The sequence below is a fragment of the Halomonas hibernica genome (genome assembly GCF_013183775.1).
Classification (GTDB): Bacteria; Pseudomonadota; Gammaproteobacteria; order Pseudomonadales; family Halomonadaceae; genus Vreelandella; species Vreelandella citrativorans.
This window is the reverse complement of record NZ_VIFN01000005.1, coordinates 251,163-269,006: the sequence shown is the minus strand read 5'-3', so window position 1 is coordinate 269,006 and position 17,844 is coordinate 251,163. Positions and strand designations below refer to the sequence as shown.

At 54.3% G+C, this 17,844-nt stretch carries 14 protein-coding genes; all 14 read left to right on the top strand.

What is annotated here, in order from left to right; genetic code table 11:
- Positions 1-42: 42 nt before the first annotated feature.
- The 14 genes from cheA to FKN99_RS10300 all read left to right on the top strand — a co-directional run bounded on the left by cheA (position 43) and on the right by FKN99_RS10300 (position 17,820).
- The gene (cheA, locus tag FKN99_RS10365) at positions 43-2,124 is read left to right on the top strand and encodes a chemotaxis protein CheA (RefSeq protein WP_172117764.1); all 2,082 of its coding nucleotides are present in this window, start codon (positions 43-45) and stop codon (positions 2,122-2,124) included.
- Complete coding sequence (gene cheW, locus FKN99_RS10360; RefSeq protein WP_087109052.1) at positions 2,121-2,621, top strand: chemotaxis protein CheW; 501 nt, start codon at positions 2,121-2,123, stop codon at positions 2,619-2,621. Before cheA ends, cheW begins: the two co-directional genes overlap by 4 nt.
- 130 nt (positions 2,622-2,751) lie before the next feature.
- The gene (locus FKN99_RS10355; protein ID WP_253927020.1) at positions 2,752-4,041 is read left to right on the top strand and encodes a methyl-accepting chemotaxis protein; all 1,290 of its coding nucleotides are present in this window, start codon (positions 2,752-2,754) and stop codon (positions 4,039-4,041) included.
- Between the two features lie 53 nt (positions 4,042-4,094).
- Positions 4,095-6,263, top strand: a complete 2,169-nt coding sequence (locus FKN99_RS10350; RefSeq protein ID WP_172117763.1) for a methyl-accepting chemotaxis protein — start codon at positions 4,095-4,097, stop codon at positions 6,261-6,263.
- The gene (locus FKN99_RS10345; protein ID WP_172117762.1) at positions 6,260-7,126 is read left to right on the top strand and encodes a CheR family methyltransferase; all 867 of its coding nucleotides are present in this window, start codon (positions 6,260-6,262) and stop codon (positions 7,124-7,126) included. Before FKN99_RS10350 ends, FKN99_RS10345 begins: the two co-directional genes overlap by 4 nt.
- Positions 7,127-7,219: 93 nt before the next feature.
- Entirely contained in the window at positions 7,220-8,281 is a 1,062-nt protein-coding gene (locus FKN99_RS10340; RefSeq protein ID WP_172117761.1) for a protein-glutamate methylesterase/protein-glutamine glutaminase, read from the top strand.
- 56 nt (positions 8,282-8,337) lie between these two features.
- Complete coding sequence (locus FKN99_RS10335; RefSeq protein WP_172117760.1) at positions 8,338-10,053, top strand: methyl-accepting chemotaxis protein; 1,716 nt, start codon at positions 8,338-8,340, stop codon at positions 10,051-10,053.
- A 50-nt stretch (positions 10,054-10,103) separates the two neighbouring features.
- A complete protein-coding gene (cheY, locus tag FKN99_RS10330; protein ID WP_172117759.1) occupies positions 10,104-10,493 on the top strand; it encodes a chemotaxis response regulator CheY in 390 nt (129 codons plus the stop codon).
- Between the two features lie 42 nt (positions 10,494-10,535).
- A complete protein-coding gene (gene cheZ / locus FKN99_RS10325; protein WP_172117758.1) occupies positions 10,536-11,231 on the top strand; it encodes a protein phosphatase CheZ in 696 nt (231 codons plus the stop codon).
- A gap of 116 nt (positions 11,232-11,347) precedes the next feature.
- The gene (flhB, locus tag FKN99_RS10320) at positions 11,348-12,514 is read left to right on the top strand and encodes a flagellar biosynthesis protein FlhB (protein ID WP_172117757.1); all 1,167 of its coding nucleotides are present in this window, start codon (positions 11,348-11,350) and stop codon (positions 12,512-12,514) included.
- The gene (flhA, locus tag FKN99_RS10315) at positions 12,511-14,592 is read left to right on the top strand and encodes a flagellar biosynthesis protein FlhA (RefSeq protein ID WP_172117756.1); all 2,082 of its coding nucleotides are present in this window, start codon (positions 12,511-12,513) and stop codon (positions 14,590-14,592) included. The genes flhB and flhA overlap by 4 nt, the downstream gene beginning before the upstream one ends.
- Positions 14,593-14,646: 54 nt before the next feature.
- Positions 14,647-16,827: a flagellar biosynthesis protein FlhF gene (gene flhF / locus FKN99_RS10310; RefSeq protein ID WP_172117755.1), complete on the top strand. Its 2,181-nt coding sequence runs from the start codon at positions 14,647-14,649 to the stop codon at positions 16,825-16,827.
- Entirely contained in the window at positions 16,824-17,402 is a 579-nt protein-coding gene (locus FKN99_RS10305) for a hypothetical protein (protein ID WP_172117754.1), read from the top strand. The genes flhF and FKN99_RS10305 overlap by 4 nt, the downstream gene beginning before the upstream one ends.
- Before the next feature lie 16 nt (positions 17,403-17,418).
- The gene (locus FKN99_RS10300) at positions 17,419-17,820 is read left to right on the top strand and encodes a flagellar protein FlhE (RefSeq protein ID WP_172117753.1); all 402 of its coding nucleotides are present in this window, start codon (positions 17,419-17,421) and stop codon (positions 17,818-17,820) included.
- Positions 17,821-17,844: the final 24 nt, after the last annotated feature.

The following is a 17,844-nucleotide window of genomic DNA, read 5'->3' as shown; positions in this document are numbered from 1 at the left end:
GTTGGCTTGTGACAAAAATATGACGTTAGAGTGGAGTGGTGCATGGATATAGCGGATTTTTTTGACACCTTTTTTGAAGAGGCTGAAGAGTTGCTTGCTGATATGGAGCAGCACTTGCTGGAGCTCGATGTCGATAATCCCGACATTGAGCAGCTAAACGCTATTTTCCGCGCGGCGCACTCGATCAAAGGTGGAGCAGGTACCTTCGGCTTTAGCGTGCTACAAAAGACAACGCATATACTCGAAAATCTGCTGGATCATGCACGTAAAGGGGAGCTTGTACTGCGTGCCGAGCTCGTGGATACCTTTTTAGAGGCTAAAGACATCATGCATGAGCAACTCGATGCCTATCGCAACGAGGAAGCGCCCAATCAAGAGGCGTACGAAAGAATTTGCCAAGTATTACAGCAGATAGCTCTGGAAGAAATTGGTCAAACATTGGATGCGCCGGTGGAGGCAGCGGCACCTGCACCGGTCGTCCAGGCTGAAGAACCAGCGAAAGCCTCAGCCGGTCAAAACCAGCTGATTGTCGCCCTGCTTAATGTGGTTGAAAAAGAGCGTACGTTGCTGGTTGAAGAGCTTGAGCAGCTGGGCGATGTTCAGTCGCAGTCTGGCGATGAGAAATGTTACGAAGTCATACTGAGTGGCGATGTCAGCGCTGACGATATTGAAGCCGTCATGTGTTTCATCATTGAACCAGAGCAGATTGAGATTCGTGTAGCGAGTGGTGCCCCTGCAACTGCACAAGAGGAGGCTAAAAGCACGCCGCCGCCTGCTCCTACTCCAGTAACACCGGAGCCTACAACGCCTGCACCAGAAGCTGCGCGCCCACCTGCAGAGGCCAAAAAGACGCCCGATAGCAGTGCTAAGTCGAAAAAGGCGGCCGCCGAGTCCTCTTCCATTCGCGTTTCGGTGGATAAAGTCGACCAGATTATCAATCTGGTGGGCGAGCTAATCATTACCCAGTCGATGCTTGATCAAACGGTTAGCGATTTGGACGATCAGTCGGTGGGCAACAGCTCGCTTCAAAATGGCATGAGCCTTTTGCAGCGTAATGCCCGAGACTTGCAAGAAGCGGTCATGTCGATCCGCATGATTCCCATGGAATTCGTGTTTAGCCGTTTTCCGCGTGTTGTTCGCGATACCGCGGGCAAGCTGGGTAAAGAGATAGAGCTTGTGACCGAGGGTAAGTCCACGGAGCTTGACAAGAGTCTGGTTGAGCGGATTACCGATCCCTTAACTCACCTGGTGCGTAATAGCCTTGATCACGGCATTGAAATGCCGGATAAGCGCGAAGCGCTTGGCAAGCCCCGTATTGGCAAGCTCGTACTTTCTGCTCGCCATCAGGGCGGTAACATCCTGATTGAGGTGCGCGATGATGGCGCCGGAATGGATCGTGAGCGACTGCTAGCCAAGGCACGTGAAAATGGCCTTAGCGTCTCTGACACCATGAGCGACGAAGACGTTTACCAGCTTATTTTTGCGCCAGGCTTTTCAACCGCTGAGGCCGTGACCGACGTCTCCGGACGTGGTGTGGGCATGGATGTGGTTAAACGTAATATTCAGGGAATGGGCGGTCGTGTTGAGATCCAGTCCAAAAAAGGCGAAGGCACCAACACGCGGATCGTGCTGCCGTTAACGCTTGCGATACTGGATGGCATGTCGATTAAGGTCGGTGGGGAGACGTTTATTCTGCCGCTTTCTACCGTGCTTGAGTCGTTACAGCCAACCAAGGGCGAGATGTACGCGATGGCCGGAGACGACGTTGTCTTAAAGGTACGCGACGAGTATTTGCCTGTTATTGCGATTCATGAAGTTCTGGATGTGGAAAACGCCATTACGGATCCTACCCAGAGTATCGCGGTCATCGTGCAGGGCGAAGGACGCCGTTATGCCATGCTGGTTGATGAACTGGTTGGGCAGCAGCAGGTAGTGGTGAAAAACCTTGAAGACAATTACCGCAAGGTGCCGGGGATTTCGGCGGCAACCATCCTGGGGGATGGCAGCGTAGCGCTAATTTTGGATATCACAGGACTGCATCGCTTGAGCAGGGTCAAGAAAGAAGCGAGCAAAGTGATTAATAATCAACCTATCTCTTTTTATAAGGAGGCTGAGCCGTCATGAGTCAAGCAAATAATGAGGCGGTTCTCGCCGCGGATGAAGCTGAAAACCGTGAGTTTTTAGTATTTTCATTAGGCGAAGAAGAGTACGCCATTGATATTTTGAAGGTACAGGAGATTCGCGGTTACGAAAATGTAACGCGTATTGCTAATGCGCCTGACTTTATTAAAGGGGTTACCAATCTGCGCGGCGTGATTGTGCCGATTGTCGATCTGCGTATCAAATTCCATCTTGAAAACGTGGAGTACGGCGGCCAGACCGTGGTGATTGTGGTTAACGTTGCCGATCGCGTCGTGGGTATCGTGGTCGACGGCGTTTCTGACGTCATGACGTTAAACCCTGAGCAAATTAAACCGGCGCCTGAATTTGGTGTCACCCTGTCTTCTGATTTCCTGAGCGGTCTTGGCAGCCTGGATGACCGCATGCTGGTACTTGTCGATATCGATAAGCTGCTTACCAGTGAAGAGATGGCATTGGTGGACAGCACCAGCAATCGTTAAGGCGACTGCCGCTACGTTGTACTAAAAAGGCCACACGGAACGTGTCTTCCCAAGTTGAACGGCCCCTCTAGCGCCAAGGAATGCGCCTGCGAGTGACGTTGTGTTTGGAGAAAACATTGTGACACAGCTAATGCGGCAGATGTTGGGAAACATGACCGTGCGGCTCAGTTGGGGGCTGGTACTTGCTTCCTTTTCGTTACTGGTGATTGTGGCCTGTGGCATCGGTTTTTATGCCCTTCAGCATGGGGCAGCCATCATGCAGGCCGCCAGTGATGGCAACGTTCAACAGGCAGAGTTCTCGGACTTTACCGGCCGCATTCGCTGGGCGCTCATTGCCATTATGGTGATCACAGCGACGACCGTCGTGGTGGTGATTTGGGGCGTGACGGTCAATGTACTTAAGCCACTGGATCGTTTGGTTGGCTATTTCGAACGCATGGCGCAGGGCGATTTAAGCCAGCAGATCTCGGCACCGGGTAATAATGAAATAGGCCGGTTATACGTTGCGATGGCGCATATGCAGGCTTCTTTATCAGAAACAGTGAGCGTTGTGCGTGGCAGTGGGTCGTCCATTTATGAGCGCTCTCAACAAATTGCCAGCGGTAATAACGACCTCTCCTCACGTACTGAACAGCAGGCCTCTTCGCTTGAAGAGACCGCCTCCAGTATGGAACAGCTTGCCTCAACGGTGGGCCATAATGCTGATAACGCACGTCAGGCTAGCCAGCTTGCGCAAAACGCTACGTTAACAGCGAGGCGAAGCGGTGAAGAGGTGAGTGGTATTGTTGAAACCATGCAGGATATCAATGCCAGCTCTCATCAAGTCGCCGATATCATTACGCTGATTGATAATATCGCATTTCAAACCAACATTCTGGCGCTTAACGCATCGGTAGAGGCTGCCCGTGCGGGTGAGCATGGCAAGGGGTTTGCCGTGGTCGCTCAAGAAGTGCGCAGTTTGGCCAGCCGCAGCGCTAATGCGGCGAAAGAGATTCGTACGCTCATTGATACCTCGTTGGGTAAAGTAGAGACCGGCACGCAGCGGGTCAATCAGGCAGGCGAAACCATGCAGGCGCTGGTAGAGGCCGTACAGCGAGTCAGCGATATCATGGATGAAATTGCCGCCGCCTCTGAAGAACAGAGCAACGGTATTGCTCAGGTTAACCAAGCGGTTGCACAAATGGATCAAGTGGTTCAGCAGAACGCTCAGCTTGTTCAACATGCGGCACATAATGCCAATGAGCTTGAAGACGAAGCGGCGCGGTTAAGAAATACCGTTGAGCGTTTTCAAGTTGCGCATAATGCGGCGCCTGTATCTATCTCATCCACGGCGGGGCCGGTCGCGTCCGTCACTTCCAAGCCTCTTTCTATCGGCACTGCTTCAAGAAAGGTGGAAACAGAAGCCTGGGAAGCATTTTAATAGCAAACGCTATAAACAACGATAGTTTAAGAACTGAACAATAAGGCCCCTAAATGCGCAATAACCAACCCATTTCGCAGCGTGAAGTCGAGCTAAAAGAAGACGATTTTCTGGTCTCTCGGACGGATTTAAAAGGTCGTATTACGTACACGAACCCGGCATTTATTGAGATAAGTGGCTACACGCATGACGAGTTGATAGGTGCTCCGCATAATCTAGTTCGTCATCCGGATATGCCGCCTGCCGCGTTTGATAATTTTTGGAAAACCGTGCAGAACGGAGATACCTGGCGAGGGTTGATTAAAAATCGCTGTAAAAATGGTGATCACTACTGGGTGGATGCCAGCGTAACGCCAATTATTGAAAACGAGCAGGTGGTGGGTTACGCCTCGGTGCGTGTTCAAGCCTCACGTGAGGCCATAAAGCATGCTGAACAGGCTTATGCTGAAATACGGGAAGGGCGTAACAAGCATCTCTACCTGGACAAGGGGCGTCTGCGTCAGCGCGGTATCGGCCAGCGGCTGAAAAGGATTCAGTTTAATACCATTCGTGCCAAACTGGTGGGCATGATCGTGGTCGCCGCGGCGTTGCTGTTGGTTAGCGGTGGCTTGGGGCTTTACGGCCTTAACGCGTCGAGTGACCGGCTTGAGAGGCTTAATAGCGATGGCTTGCGCGATGTCGTCAGGCTGCAACAAATTGATCAGATGATCGCCAATACGCGCCAGCAAATGATTGAACCAGAGCGTATGGAGTTGATCAATCAGCGTTTTGAAATAGGCGAAATGATTGAGCAACGTGCTGAAGAAGTGGCCACCGTATGGCAAGACTATTACGCCCGTGCGGTCAATAACACGCCGCTCGCGAGTGCGTTTGACGATCAGCTGCAGGCCTTTCTTGAGGAGGGAATGAGCCAAGCGGCTCGTGTGCTACAGGCCGAAGAGACCTACCAGGCATTTACCGGATTGGATGGCGTCATCAGCGTCATGTCTGAAGAGGGGCGAGCACTTTCTGAAAGTGTGAATCAGCTCATTGAGCAAAAACAGCAAGCGGCCGAGCAAATGGCGGCTAATGCCCAGCAAGCGCAGAACACCATCATCGCAACGCAAGCGGTAGTGCTGGGGATTGGGCTAGCACTGCTGATAGCGATTGGTTGGTTAACTTTCCGCGCAATTATACGTCCCCTAAAGAGCGCTTCACGTTTTACGCTGCAAATCGCGGGCGGTAACCTGGCGGCTTCCGCGCCCAAGCGTCAGCACGATGAAGTAGGCCAGCTAATTGATGCGCTTAATGCCATGCGTAAAAGCTTAAGCAGCATTATTGGCGACGTAAAAGGCGGGATAGACATCGTAACGCCTGCTGCACAGGACATTGCGACAGGTAATGAAGCGCTCTCTTCACGTACCGAGCAACAGGCTGCTTCGCTACAGCAAACGGCCTCCAGCATGGAGGAGATGACCGCTACCGTACGCCAGAATAGCGACAATGCTCAAGAAGCCCGCCGACTCGCCGATAATAACTCTACTCGGGTTTCTCAAACGGGCGAGCTAATGACGCAGTTGGTAGACAATATGCAACGCATTACCCAAAGCTCTCAAAAGATGGCCGATATCATCAATACCATCGACTCGATAGCTTTCCAAACCAACATCCTGGCGCTAAATGCCTCGGTGGAGGCGGCGCGCGCCGGCGAGCATGGGCGTGGTTTTGCCGTGGTTGCCGAAGAAGTGCGTAATTTAGCAGGACGAAGCGCCGGCGCTGCCCAGGAAATTCGAGGGTTGATTGACGGTTCTAACAAGGAAGTCAATGCGGGCGCTGGGCTGGTTGAAAAAGCAGAAACCGCGATCAACGAGGTCGCTGAGGCGGCACGCAGTATTACCAATATCATGCACGAAATTTCGGCAGCGTCTGAAGAGCAAAGCAGCGGTATTGCGGAGGTAAACCAGGCAGTCGCCGAAATGGATCAAGCAACGCAGCAAAATGCTGTTCGAGTCCAGGAAACCGCCCGCGCGGCTGCCGCGTTAGAGCAACAGGCAAGCCTGCTGGCGTTATCGGTTGAAGCCGTTCGGCTTAACCAGAAGAGCCCAGAACGCCCTCTTGCCTTGGCGAACACGTTACCTGCTAAACAAGCAACAACGCTTGCTAGCCCCGCAGTGCGCAACAAAGTGGCCGCGCCTGCTGTGCAGCGACAAGCGACACCTGTAGAGGAATGGGAAGAATTTTGAGCGAGCAACGCGAACCAGGTGTCGACGCCAGTCAGTGGGCGTCTAGTCATCAGATTGAGCGAGATCTGGTGCTCACTGATGCGGATTTCTCACGAATACGAGAACTTATTTACCAGCGTGCGGGCATTGTGTTGGCCGAGCATAAACGTGAGATGGTTTATAGCCGGTTGGCCAAGCGTCTACGGCATCATGGTTTGACACGTTTTACCGATTACCTGTTGCGTCTGGAGCGTCAGCCTGACGCAAAAGAGTGGGAGGCGTTTACCAATGCGCTGACCACTAATCTGACCGCGTTTTTTCGCGAGGCGCACCATTTCCCTCTTCTGGCAGAGCATCTTCGCCATAAGCAAGGTCCGTTCACTATTTGGTGCTCGGCTGCCTCAACAGGGGAAGAGCCTTATTCATTGGCCATGACGCTGTTAGAAACGTTAGGGCCGAAAGCCGCGCAGGCGAAAGTTATTGCCACCGATATAGATACCGATGCCCTAAGCCGTGCGCGCCTCGGTATTTATCCACAAGAGCAGGTGTGCAAGTTAGATGAAGCCCGTGTGAAACGCTTTTTTCAGAAGGGTACAGGGCAGCAACAGGGGCTCGCTCGTGTGCGCCCGGAAGTTTCCGAGCTGGTTGAGTTTATGCCACTTAATCTGCTGTCGACACAGTGGCCGGTTAAAGGCCCGTTTGATGCCATTTTTTGTCGAAATATCATGATCTATTTCGATAAAGAGACTCAGGCAAAGATTCTTAAGCGGTTTGCGCCCCTTATGAAGCCGGATGGCCTGCTGTTTGCCGGTCACTCTGAAAACTTTTCGTATATTAGTGATGCGTTCAAACTGCGGGGCCAGACGGTATACACACGGGCCTAATGGAACCATTTTCGTGCTTTTTATACGCCTAATGTGTGGTTATCCGTGCAAACAAGGCAGTACACCCGGCATTAATTGCAAAGGAGGCGTCCATTGAGCGCTGCCAAGATCAAAGTATTGTGTGTCGATGACTCGGCGCTGATTCGTGATTTGTTAACCGAAATTATCAACTCTCAGCCGGACATGGAAGTGGTTGCCGTGGCGCCTGATCCACTGGTTGCCAGGGATTTAATTAAGCAACACAACCCTGATGTGCTAACGCTTGACGTTGAAATGCCGCGCATGGATGGGCTCGATTTTCTGGAACGCCTGATGCGCCTGCGGCCCATGCCGGTCTTGATGGTGTCATCGCTCACGCAAAGCGGTTCGGAAATTACGCTGCGTGCACTTGAACTTGGCGCGCTGGACTTTGTGGCTAAACCAAGCCTGGGTATTCGGCATGGCATGATGGAGTACGCCAATGAAATCGCCGAAAAGCTGCGTGCGGCCGCACGTTCACGGCCGCGTCAGGCGCGCCATAAAAATGCCCCGCCGCCTGCGCAGTTAAAAGCGCCGTTAGTCTCAAGCGAGAAACTGATTATCATCGGCGCATCCACGGGCGGTACGGAAGCTATTCGTGCGGTATTAGAGCCGTTGCCTGCCAACTCCCCCGCCATTTTGATCACCCAGCATATGCCGGGGGGGTTTACGCGCTCGTTTGCTGAGCGCCTGGACCGGTTGTGTCGAATAACCGTCAAAGAGGCGACTGATGGTGAACGTGTGCTGCCGGGCCACGCCTACATTGCCCCTGGCGACCAGCACTTAAAGCTCGTACGCAGCGGAGCAAACTATGTGGCACGCCTGGACAACGGGCCGCCGGTCAACCGGCACCGGCCATCCGTCGATGTACTGTTTCATTCCGCCGCTGAACAGGCTGGGCGTAACGCCATCGGGGTGATTCTGACCGGCATGGGCAAAGATGGGGCTGCGGGGCTTTTGGAAATGCGCCAGGCTGGCGCGCCTACCGTTGCCCAAAACGAGGCGACGTGTGTGGTCTTTGGTATGCCGCGTGAAGCGATAGCCGTGGGGGGCGCCGTGGAAGTTGCGGCACTCGATGATATTCCCGCCCGGTTGATGGCAATGGTAGCTGCCTCCGGTCGCTCCCAGCGGGTATAAACCTTTTTACTATAACGTTTTACTATAAAAAAGTGCTTGGTCAAGGGGATGATCTAATGACGCGTTTTCTACGCAACCTGAGTATCCATGCGGCTGTTGTGGCAGCATTACTGTGTTTTACCATGCTGATTATCATGCTGGCGAGCATCAGTTTTCTATCAGAGGAACGATCACAGGAAAACCTAGCGACTTACGGCCTTATTAGTAGCGATCAGTTGAATGAGATTAATCGGGCCGATTCGCTACTCAACCAGGCCATGCTGGCCATGGAGGTTGCCTCAAATTACTTAATGGTCGGCCATATGGACCGAACCAACGAACAGCTGGCAATTGCTGCCGACCGTATTGAACGCTCCGAGATCCGTTTTGAGAACTTTGTAGCGACCCCGCGTACGCCCCAGGGGGAAGTGTTAGGAAGTGAGTTAATCGACAACTTCCGTGCCGTGATGACGCTAGTAAAACAGCAGCACGAAAGCTTTGCACAGATGGATATCAATACCTATAACGACCTGCGCGATGCATTAAACGAACCGCTGATGCGTCTTGCCGCTAGCACGACGGCATTCGTTGAATATGGCTTCCAGCGGGTGGAGAGTATTGGCCAAGAGGCGCACGCCCAAGGCAGCTTGTTTAAACTGGTTAGCGCCCTTGCATTGGGTATAGCGTTGCTGGTTACGCTTGCCATTTATATTGGCTTACGCCGCACCGTGACGACGCCCTTAAACGATGCGGTTAAACGGTTAAATAAAATTGCTGAAGCGGATCTTACCCAACCGCTACCTGAGGCGGGCAATAACGAGATTGGTCGCCTGTTTTCGGCGATGGCCACCATGCAGCAAAACCTGACGGGGATTGTTGCTCGGGTCCGAGAGGGTAGTTCTGAAATCCACTATGGCACGCGGGAAATCGCTAGCGGCAATGCTGACCTTTCCTCACGTACGGAGCAGCAAGCGGCGGCCATTGAGGAAACCGCGGCCAGCATGGAAGAGATGACGGCCACCGTGAAGCAGAACGCAGATAATTCTCGTCAGGCCAGCACGCTGGCGGCAGATGCCTCGACAACCGCTGAGCACGGTGGCCAAGTGGTCAGCCAAGTGGTTCAAACGATGCATGGTATATCGACAAGTTCGCAAAAAGTGGCCGATATCACCAGTGTTATTGACTCCATTGCGTTTCAAACCAATATCCTCGCACTGAATGCCTCGGTGGAGGCTGCACGCGCCGGTGAACAGGGTCGTGGCTTTGCGGTGGTGGCGGGTGAAGTGCGCAATCTTGCTAGTCGTAGTGCCGATGCTGCCAAGGAAATCAGAACGCTAATTGATGCCTCGGTGAGCCAGATTAAGCAAGGCTCAACGCTCGTGGAGCAAGCGGGCTCTACCATGTCAGACGTTGTCACTGCCGTGCGCCGTGTGACTGACATCATGGATGAGATATCGGCCGCTTCACAGGAGCAAAGCGATGGCATTGAGCAGGTGAGCCATGCGGTTGGGCAGATGGATCAGGTCACCCAGCAAAACGCTGCCCTTGTCCAGGAAGCTTCCTCGGCTGCTGCCTCATTGGAAGAGCAGGCCAGCCAGTTAGAGCAGGCGGTTGCCGTATTTAAGTTGCTAGGATCTCAGACGCCTCAGCGTACTTCATTGCCACCGCGCACTTCACTGCCTAAGCAAGCGAGCTCTACGCCGCCTCGTGCTGCAGAAAAAAGTTTACCGGCGGCCACCGCGTCACGATCAACGCCAAACCACAGCGACCACGCAGAGTGGGAAGCTTTTTAACCCTGACTATATAACGCGTCATAAGACGTGAATTGATAAGAGGATGAACAATGGCCGACAAGAACATGAGCTTTTTGGTAGTCGACGACTTTCCTACCATGCGCCGGATTGTACGTAGCCTGCTTAAAGAGCTGGGTTTTACCAATGTCGATGAAGCAGAAGATGGTCAGGACGCGCTTAATAAGCTGCGTGCAGGTGATTTTGAATTTGTTGTCTCTGACTGGAATATGCCTAACCTGGACGGTTTGGAAATGCTCAAGGAAATTCGTCAGGACGACGGCTTGAAGCATTTGCCGGTATTGATGGTAACGGCAGAAGCCAAGAAAGAAAATATTATCGCGGCCGCTCAAGCGGGTGCTAACGGCTACGTCGTTAAGCCATTTACCGCGGCTACCCTTGAAGAGAAGCTTAATAAAATCTTCGAAAAAATGGGTAAATAAAGCGGCTGGGCCGAAGGGTCTGGTGAGCGAGGAGATAATACCATGAGTCAGAATGAGCAGATCGACTCTAACCCGCTATCCGAGGAAGGCGCTGAAGAGCTAATTCATCGCATCGGCAAGCTTACTCGCATGCTACGCGATAATATGCGCGAGCTGGGACTGGATAAAGAGATCGAAAAAGCGGCTGAAGCCATTCCTGATGCGCGAGATCGGCTGCATTATGTTGCCACGATGACCGAGCAGGCAGCCGACCGCGCATTGAATGCGATTGATCGTGCTCAGCCTCTTCAGGATGAACTCTCTGAGCGTGCCGAAGGGCTTGATAAGCAGTGGGCTGAGTGGTTTGAAGCGCCCAAAGATCTGGAAGATGCCAAGGCGCTCGTTAAGGATACGCGCAGCTACTTAAGCGATGTGCCTACGATGACGGCGGCGACGAGTAAAGAGCTTCTTGAAATCATGATGGCTCAGGACTTCCAGGATCTGACCGGCCAGGTGATCAAGAAAATGATGGACGTGATCCGTGAGATCGAATATCAGCTTGTTCAGGTGCTGATCGACAACGTACCGGGTGCTCAGGTACGCGAATCGATGCAGCGCAAGGCCGAAGATCAGTGGAAAAACGACAGTGCACGACGTAAAGAGGATTTGTTGAACGGCCCGCAAATCAAGGAGAGTGCGCCCGATATCGTCACTGGTCAGGATCAGGTGGACGACTTATTGGACGAATTGGGCTTTTAATGCCGCGTTATTAGAGCATTGTAAAAAGCCGTATCTGGCAATATAAGCGTTTTGTTCAGCCGTCCCTTGGGGCGGCTGACTTTATGGTGCGCCACGCACGCTAAGCCGGATGTAGCATGGCAGATAACGATAGCGATCAGGAAAAGACCGAAGAGGCCACGCCCAGGCGCAAAAGCAAAGCGCGTGAAGAGGGGCAGGTGCCTCGATCGCGTGAGCTAACCACGTTTTTGCTGCTGCTGGGCGGTGTCGGTGGGTTATGGGGCATGGGGCAGATTTTTTATGACCAGTTGGGAATGGTCATGGAGCAGGCTTTCATGTTTGACCGGCGCCAGGCCATGGAAGAGATGCCCATGCTGGTCAATGCGCTAAACCTGGGGCAGCGGACGCTGTTTACCATGATGCCGCTATTTCTACTGCTGGCGGTCATTGCGTTAACGGCTCCTGCCTTACTGGGGGGATGGCTGATATCCGCAAAGTCCATGCAGCCCAAGCTCTCCAAGCTAAACCCTATCGCAGGGGTTAAGCGGATATTTTCGACCCAAGCGTTGATTGAGCTGGCGAAAGCGATTGCCAAGTCGGTGCTGGTGGGTAGCGTGGCCGGGACGTTTTTGTATCTCAACCTGGGTAAGTTTTTAGCGCTAATGGATCAGCCCGTGCATCAAGCACTGGTCAGTGCGCTTAATATGGCGGCCCAGGCGGCTGGTTTGGTCGTACTGTCGCTAATGATCGTCATTCTTATCGATGTGCCTTTTCAGCTGTGGAGTAACGCCAAGAAGCTGCGCATGAGTAAAGAAGAGGTGAAGCGCGAGCATAAAGAGTCAGAAGGTGACCCCCATGTTAAAGGGCGCATTCGTCAACAGCAGCAGACGATGGCTCGGGGTAGAATGATGAGCAAGGTGCCAGAGGCCGACGTTATTATTACCAACCCAACGCATTATGCCGTGGCCTTGATGTATCAAGAGGGCAGCATGGGAGCACCGCGACTGGTGGCCAAAGGGGCGGATGCCGTTGCGGCAAAAATACGCGAGCTGGGCGTAGAGGCAGGCGTTCCTCGTTTGGAGGCTGCACCGCTGGCGCGCGCCCTTTATCATCATGTGGATCTAGAGGCCGAAGTGCCTGCCGAGCTTTATACAGCGGTGGCAGAAGTGATGGCGTGGGCTTACCGCTTAAAGCATGTTGGACAACAAGGAGGCGAGGTGCCCCCAACTCCCGATAATCTGCCGGTACCCCCGGAAATGCAAACCCCTGGCCGTCAGGCCAGTGGCAATGAGGCACCGCCATGAAAGGTTTAAACCAACTGGTCTCTCAGCGTGGCTGGATGGGCGAGGTACGCATGAAGCTGCTTGCCGGGCCGGTGCTGATTTTAATGATTTTGGGCATGATGATCCTGCCCTTGCCGCCCTTTGCGCTGGATATGCTGTTCACCTTTAACATCGCCTTGGCCATCATGGTGTTGTTGGTCAGCATGTTTGCCGAAAAGCCTTTGGATTTTGCTGCGTTTCCTGCTGTTTTGCTATTTACCACGCTACTGCGTCTTTCGCTTAACGTCGCCTCAACGCGGGTAGTATTGATGGATGGCTATGCGGGCGGCGCATCGGCCGGTAAGGTCATCGAAGCGTTTGGTACCTTTCTGGTAGGGGGTAATTTTGCCGTTGGCCTAGTGGTCTTCTTGATTCTGGTCATTATCAATTTTATGGTCATTACCAAGGGTGCAGGCCGCATTGCCGAGGTCGGGGCACGCTTTACGCTGGATGCGATGCCAGGCAAGCAGATGGCCATTGATGCGGATTTAAACGCCGGCCTGATTGGTGAAGAAGAAGCCAAAAAGCGTCGTTCAGAAGTCGCCCAGGAAGCCGACTTTTATGGCTCTATGGACGGTGCCAGTAAGTTTGTACGCGGTGATGCCATGGCGGGCCTGGTCATCATGGTGGTTAATATTATCGGTGGTCTGTTGATTGGTATGATGCAGCACGATATGAGCTTCGCCGATGCGGGCCGTACTTATACGCTGCTAACGATTGGCGACGGCCTGGTCGCTCAGATTCCTGCACTGGTCATTTCCACCGCGGCCGGTGTGACGGTATCGCGCGTTAATACCGAGCAGGATGTTGGTCAGCAAATGATCAGCCAGCTGTTCGTGAACCCTCAGGTGATGATTCTGGCGGCCGCGGTTATGGGGCTGCTGGGCCTGGTGCCGGGCATGCCGAACTTTGTCTTTCTGTTTTTTACCGCCCTGCTGGGTGGTTTGGCTTGGCTCTTGATGCTTCACAAGCAGAAAGCCCAAGTGCAAGAGGAGATCGCTACAGAAGCACCTGTTACCCAGGAAACCCCTGAGGCCAGCTGGGAAGATGTCCAGCTGGTCGATACCCTTGGGCTTGAAGTGGGCCATCGTTTAATCCCACTGGTCGATGCCCGCCAAAAAGGCGAGCTTCTGGGGCGTATTAAAAGCGTGCGTAAAAAGTTTGCTCAGGAGGTCGGTTTCCTGCCTCCGGTGGTGCATATCCGCGACAACCTGGAACTGCCGCCTAATACCTATGTGCTTTCCATGAAAGGCGCTGAAATCGGTCGCGCCGAAGCGCAGACAGGCAAGTGGCTCGCCATTGACCCGGGGCAGGTCTCCGGGGAGCTGCAAGGGACTGCCACCCAGGACCCTGCCTTTGGTCTACCTGCGGTTTGGATCGACACCAATCAACGTGAGCACGCCCAGGTGTATGGCTATACCGTGGTCGATGCCAGTACCGTTATTGCGACGCACCTGAATCATTTGCTACATCGACATTCACCCGAAATGCTGGGCCGCCAGGAGGTCCAGAAGCTGCTCGACAAGCTGGGCGAAGAGCAGAAATCACTGGTAGAAGAAGTGGTGCCCAAGGCAATTTCTCTGACCATACTGCAGCGTATTTTGCAAAATCTGCTGGAAGAGGATGTGTCTATTCGTGACATGCGCACGATTCTGGACACTCTGGCAGAGTATGCCGGTCAGCAAAAAGATCCTAATGAGCTTACCGCGCTGGTGCGTATTGCATTAGGCCGGGCCATTACGCAGCAGTGGTTTGCCGGACAGGAGACCCTCAATGTGATGGGGCTGGATGCCCAACTGGAGCAGGTACTGATACAGGCGATGAACGGGAATGGCGCGATGGAGCCAGGCTTGGCTGAAACCTTGATGGATCAGGCGCAGCAGGCTCTGGAGCAGCATGAAAGTAGCGGGGAGGCGCCGGTATTGGTGGTTCAGCACTCGTTGCGTGGCGTGCTGTCACGCTTTTTGCGCCGTCGTTTGCGCCATCTTGTGGTCATGTCACAAGCAGAAATTCCGGATGACCGCACGCTGCGTGTAACCACCACAGTAGGTGGCCGCTAACCATGACCGCAAGCAGCGAACGTATCAGCTATGTGTACAAACAAAAGGTAAGACATGAGCGTTAGGCGTTTTACGGGAGCAAACAGTCGTGATGTCATGCGCCAGGTGCGTGAAACGCTGGGAGATGATGCGCTAATTTTGGCGAACCGCCGTACCGATGATGGCGTTGAAATCATGGCGATGGCTGATGAGGCTGTCGAGCCTGTCGACGCCGCGTTAGAGATAACCGCAAGTACGGTAGAACCCGCTACAGCGACGGACCCTCTTCAGTCCATGAGTGAGCGCCTACTGCGTGAAATGCAAGATATGCGTGCGCTTTTAACTAACCAACAGGTAACTAGCCAACAGGCGCCTCGGCCCACCGGGGCGGTGCAACAAGCCGCCGACACGCACGGGCGGCTGTCTCAGTTGTTGACGCGCGTTGGCTTTAGCGCTGAGCTTGGCGATGAAGTGCTCGCGGGTCTACCAGCATCATTGAAAACGCTTGGCCCTGAAAGTGAGCAACCGCTTGACTGGCTGCGCCAGCAGCTGACAAGCAGGCTTCATGTGTTAAATGACGAGGCCAGTTTTTTTGACCAAACGGGCATCGTCGCCTTGGTCGGTCCTACCGGAATAGGCAAAACCACGACCACCGCAAAGCTTGCGGCGCGCTTTGTAATGCGACATGGCACACGCCCCGTCGCGCTGGTTACCACGGATAGCTTTCGTATCGGCGCCCATGAGCAGCTCAGGATTTACGCACGCCTGTTGGATACCCCCATGTACGCCCTTGATGCTGAGCAACCGGTCGATGATCTGTTGGGCCGCCTTCACGGCAAGCAGTGGGTCATGATTGATACGGTTGGGATGAGCCAGCGTGACCAGCGTGTTATTGATCAAATTGCGCATTTGCAGGGCGGAAGTTCCACGGTAAGACTGGTACTGCTGTTGAACGCGGCTAGCCAGCCAGAAACCCTGGAAGAGGTCGTGTTGCGTTATCGTCAGGCCGCGCGGGCAGCAGGCGCTGAGCTTGATGACTGTATTATTACCAAGCAGGATGAAGCCGGCCGACTAGCCCCCGTGTTGGATATTGTTATCCGTCACGGTATGCGCGTGCTGTTTAGCTCTCATGGGCAGCAAGTGCCCGAAGATATGAGCGTGGCACTGCCGGATGCGCTGATCAACCAGGCGCTGGAAAGCCAGGCGAAAGCAGCGCCGCAGCCTGGCTTCACGGCACCGGCTCGCATGCCTCGCTGGTCGCGAGATGTGCTTGGCCAAGGGCGGAGGCTGTCACTACTACTGACGCGGCTGCGCCAGCGTTTGGCAGGCTTCGCCACGCTGGAAGCCATGTGGGATGTTAGCGCTTTGCCGAGCGAGCTACAGAGCGCGCAGCTTACTCGTCTGTTGCCGCACGCGTTACCCGCCCCCGGTGTGGTGTGGGCGGCACGCCGTAACGAGCGTGGCTGTGATTGGTCGATGCCGGATATCAGCATGGACGAACGGGGCGCTTGGCATGCCGTCCCCATGCTTCAACATCGCCAACCTGCGGGTTGGCAGGCCAGGCTTGAGACACGAACGGAAACGGCGGGCGCCACGGTGCATCTATTGCCCGTGCTGCCTCCGGCAGAAACCGTGCAGTGGCTGAATGAGCAACAGCTGACTTGGGTCAGCCTTGTGACACCTGCACAGCGCGTATACTTTCATGGCGAGCGTTCTGCGCTACGTGGACTATTTGAACAAAGCACGCTCAGCCATCATGTCAGCGTGCGGTTTCGTGGCCAGTCCATGCAGTTATGGACCGCCTATGCCGAAGTGCAAAATGAGGCGGGCAGTGTACTGCTTGCGTGGTATGGGGAGGTTCGTGACCCCGAAAGTGCCAAGGTCGTTGCCCGGCGCTACTGGTTGACGCCGGCTCGTTTAGGCGCCGATGTACTTTTCCAGCTGGTCATTCAGCTGCAAAGTGAGGGTCTGGCAGCGCTCACCAAACGCGCGTTGCAGCAGTTTAAAGAGGCCGATAGCGGGGATACGGATCCAGAAGTACGTCTACTGTTAGCCAGCGGCGTCGCGTCAGTGGTAGGGCATTTGGATAACGCGGGTGATGATGAAGCATCCAGTCTGCGCAGCGATCTACTCAGCCTATTGGGCGCGCGCCGAAAACGCCGCGATACGGCCATGCTGGATGCGTTGATGTACGCCTTTATGGCGCGCGACGCCATTCGCCAATTGGGCAGCGTTAGCCGAGAGGTGAGTGTATGAGCCAGGATCAGGCGGCGGGCTTGCGCCAATGGGCCGACAGCCAGCGTCAGAAGCAGGCACCCAGCCAGCCTGATGCGCCGTTGGCAAGTGATATGGAGGTGATGAGCGAAGCGCCTGCGCCCGCGCCAGGTGCTGTTTCGCCCACCCCCACGATTGACGAGCAGCCGGTCGCGAAAGCCCCTTCGCGACCTAAAAAGCCCTTGTATATTATTGGTTTGCCCGGGCGGGGCGCGCAGTCTGTCAAACAGGTTCAACACCGGCTGGCTCAATGGTCTGCGCTGGGCCGTCACTGGGCAGGATCACCTGACGATTGGGATATACAGGCTGTTAGCGTTAATGCGCCTGACCTTGCTCAGCTAAGCGCTAGGCATGCGCGTTGGGCGCTCTGGATTAACAGCGATGCTGACGCATTTGCCGAGATGTACCGGCTACTTCGCCAGGCGCGTGACAATGGCGGGCCTCGCCGATTGCTGGCACTGCACGAGCCCTCTTTGCCGCGCCAAGGCTTGTTGGAAAACCTGCGTGAAGCCGCTAGCCACTATTTGGCCACCGATCTTCTGGTGTTGGCGCGCTGATAAGGAAATATTCGACATGTTAGGCAAGCTATTCAAGATGATGGGTGTTTGCGGGTTGATAGGACTCATCAGTAGCGCTCAGGCGGCGGGCAGTTGGAGTACCTCGGTGCCTGGTGTGATGGTGGCCATGAGTGATCGAGAAACCCGTAGCCAGTCAATGACGCCACCCGATTCTGTACAGGTGCACAATCGGGTGATTGATCGGATACACTGGCAGCTTGAGACGCCGCCGGGCAGCGCTATCAACGCATGGCTATGCCACCCGGAGCAGTGTGTGGCGCTCTCGGGAGGGCGCGGAACGGTCACCGAGCTGGCGGGAAGGCAGGTAAGTGCTCCTTTGCAGTTTCGTTTTAAGTTACTGCCTGGACAGCGGCCAGTTCGTGTTCAGGGTCTGCAAGTCATTGTGAACTATCAGTAAAAGTTGTATAGCCGCGAGGCAAAA

What these genes read in the sequence shown, in the direction of transcription:
- cheA (WP_172117764.1), top strand. Translation starts at nt 43, where the DNA reads ATGGATATAGCGGATTTTTTTGACACCTTTTTTGAAGAGGCTGAAGAG.
- cheW (WP_087109052.1), top strand. Translation starts at nt 2,121, where the DNA reads ATGAGTCAAGCAAATAATGAGGCGGTTCTCGCCGCGGATGAAGCTGAA.
- FKN99_RS10355 (WP_253927020.1), top strand. Translation starts at nt 2,752, where the DNA reads ATGCGGCAGATGTTGGGAAACATGACCGTGCGGCTCAGTTGGGGGCTG.
- flhB (WP_172117757.1), top strand. Translation starts at nt 11,348, where the DNA reads ATGGCAGATAACGATAGCGATCAGGAAAAGACCGAAGAGGCCACGCCC.
- FKN99_RS10300 (WP_172117753.1), top strand. Translation starts at nt 17,419, where the DNA reads ATGTTAGGCAAGCTATTCAAGATGATGGGTGTTTGCGGGTTGATAGGA.
- cheZ (WP_172117758.1), top strand. Translation starts at nt 10,536, where the DNA reads ATGAGTCAGAATGAGCAGATCGACTCTAACCCGCTATCCGAGGAAGGC.
- FKN99_RS10305 (WP_172117754.1), top strand. Translation starts at nt 16,824, where the DNA reads ATGAGCCAGGATCAGGCGGCGGGCTTGCGCCAATGGGCCGACAGCCAG.
- FKN99_RS10350 (WP_172117763.1), top strand. Translation starts at nt 4,095, where the DNA reads ATGCGCAATAACCAACCCATTTCGCAGCGTGAAGTCGAGCTAAAAGAA.
- flhA (WP_172117756.1), top strand. Translation starts at nt 12,511, where the DNA reads ATGAAAGGTTTAAACCAACTGGTCTCTCAGCGTGGCTGGATGGGCGAG.
- flhF (WP_172117755.1), top strand. Translation starts at nt 14,647, where the DNA reads ATGAGCGTTAGGCGTTTTACGGGAGCAAACAGTCGTGATGTCATGCGC.
- cheY (WP_172117759.1), top strand. Translation starts at nt 10,104, where the DNA reads ATGGCCGACAAGAACATGAGCTTTTTGGTAGTCGACGACTTTCCTACC.
- FKN99_RS10335 (WP_172117760.1), top strand. Translation starts at nt 8,338, where the DNA reads ATGACGCGTTTTCTACGCAACCTGAGTATCCATGCGGCTGTTGTGGCA.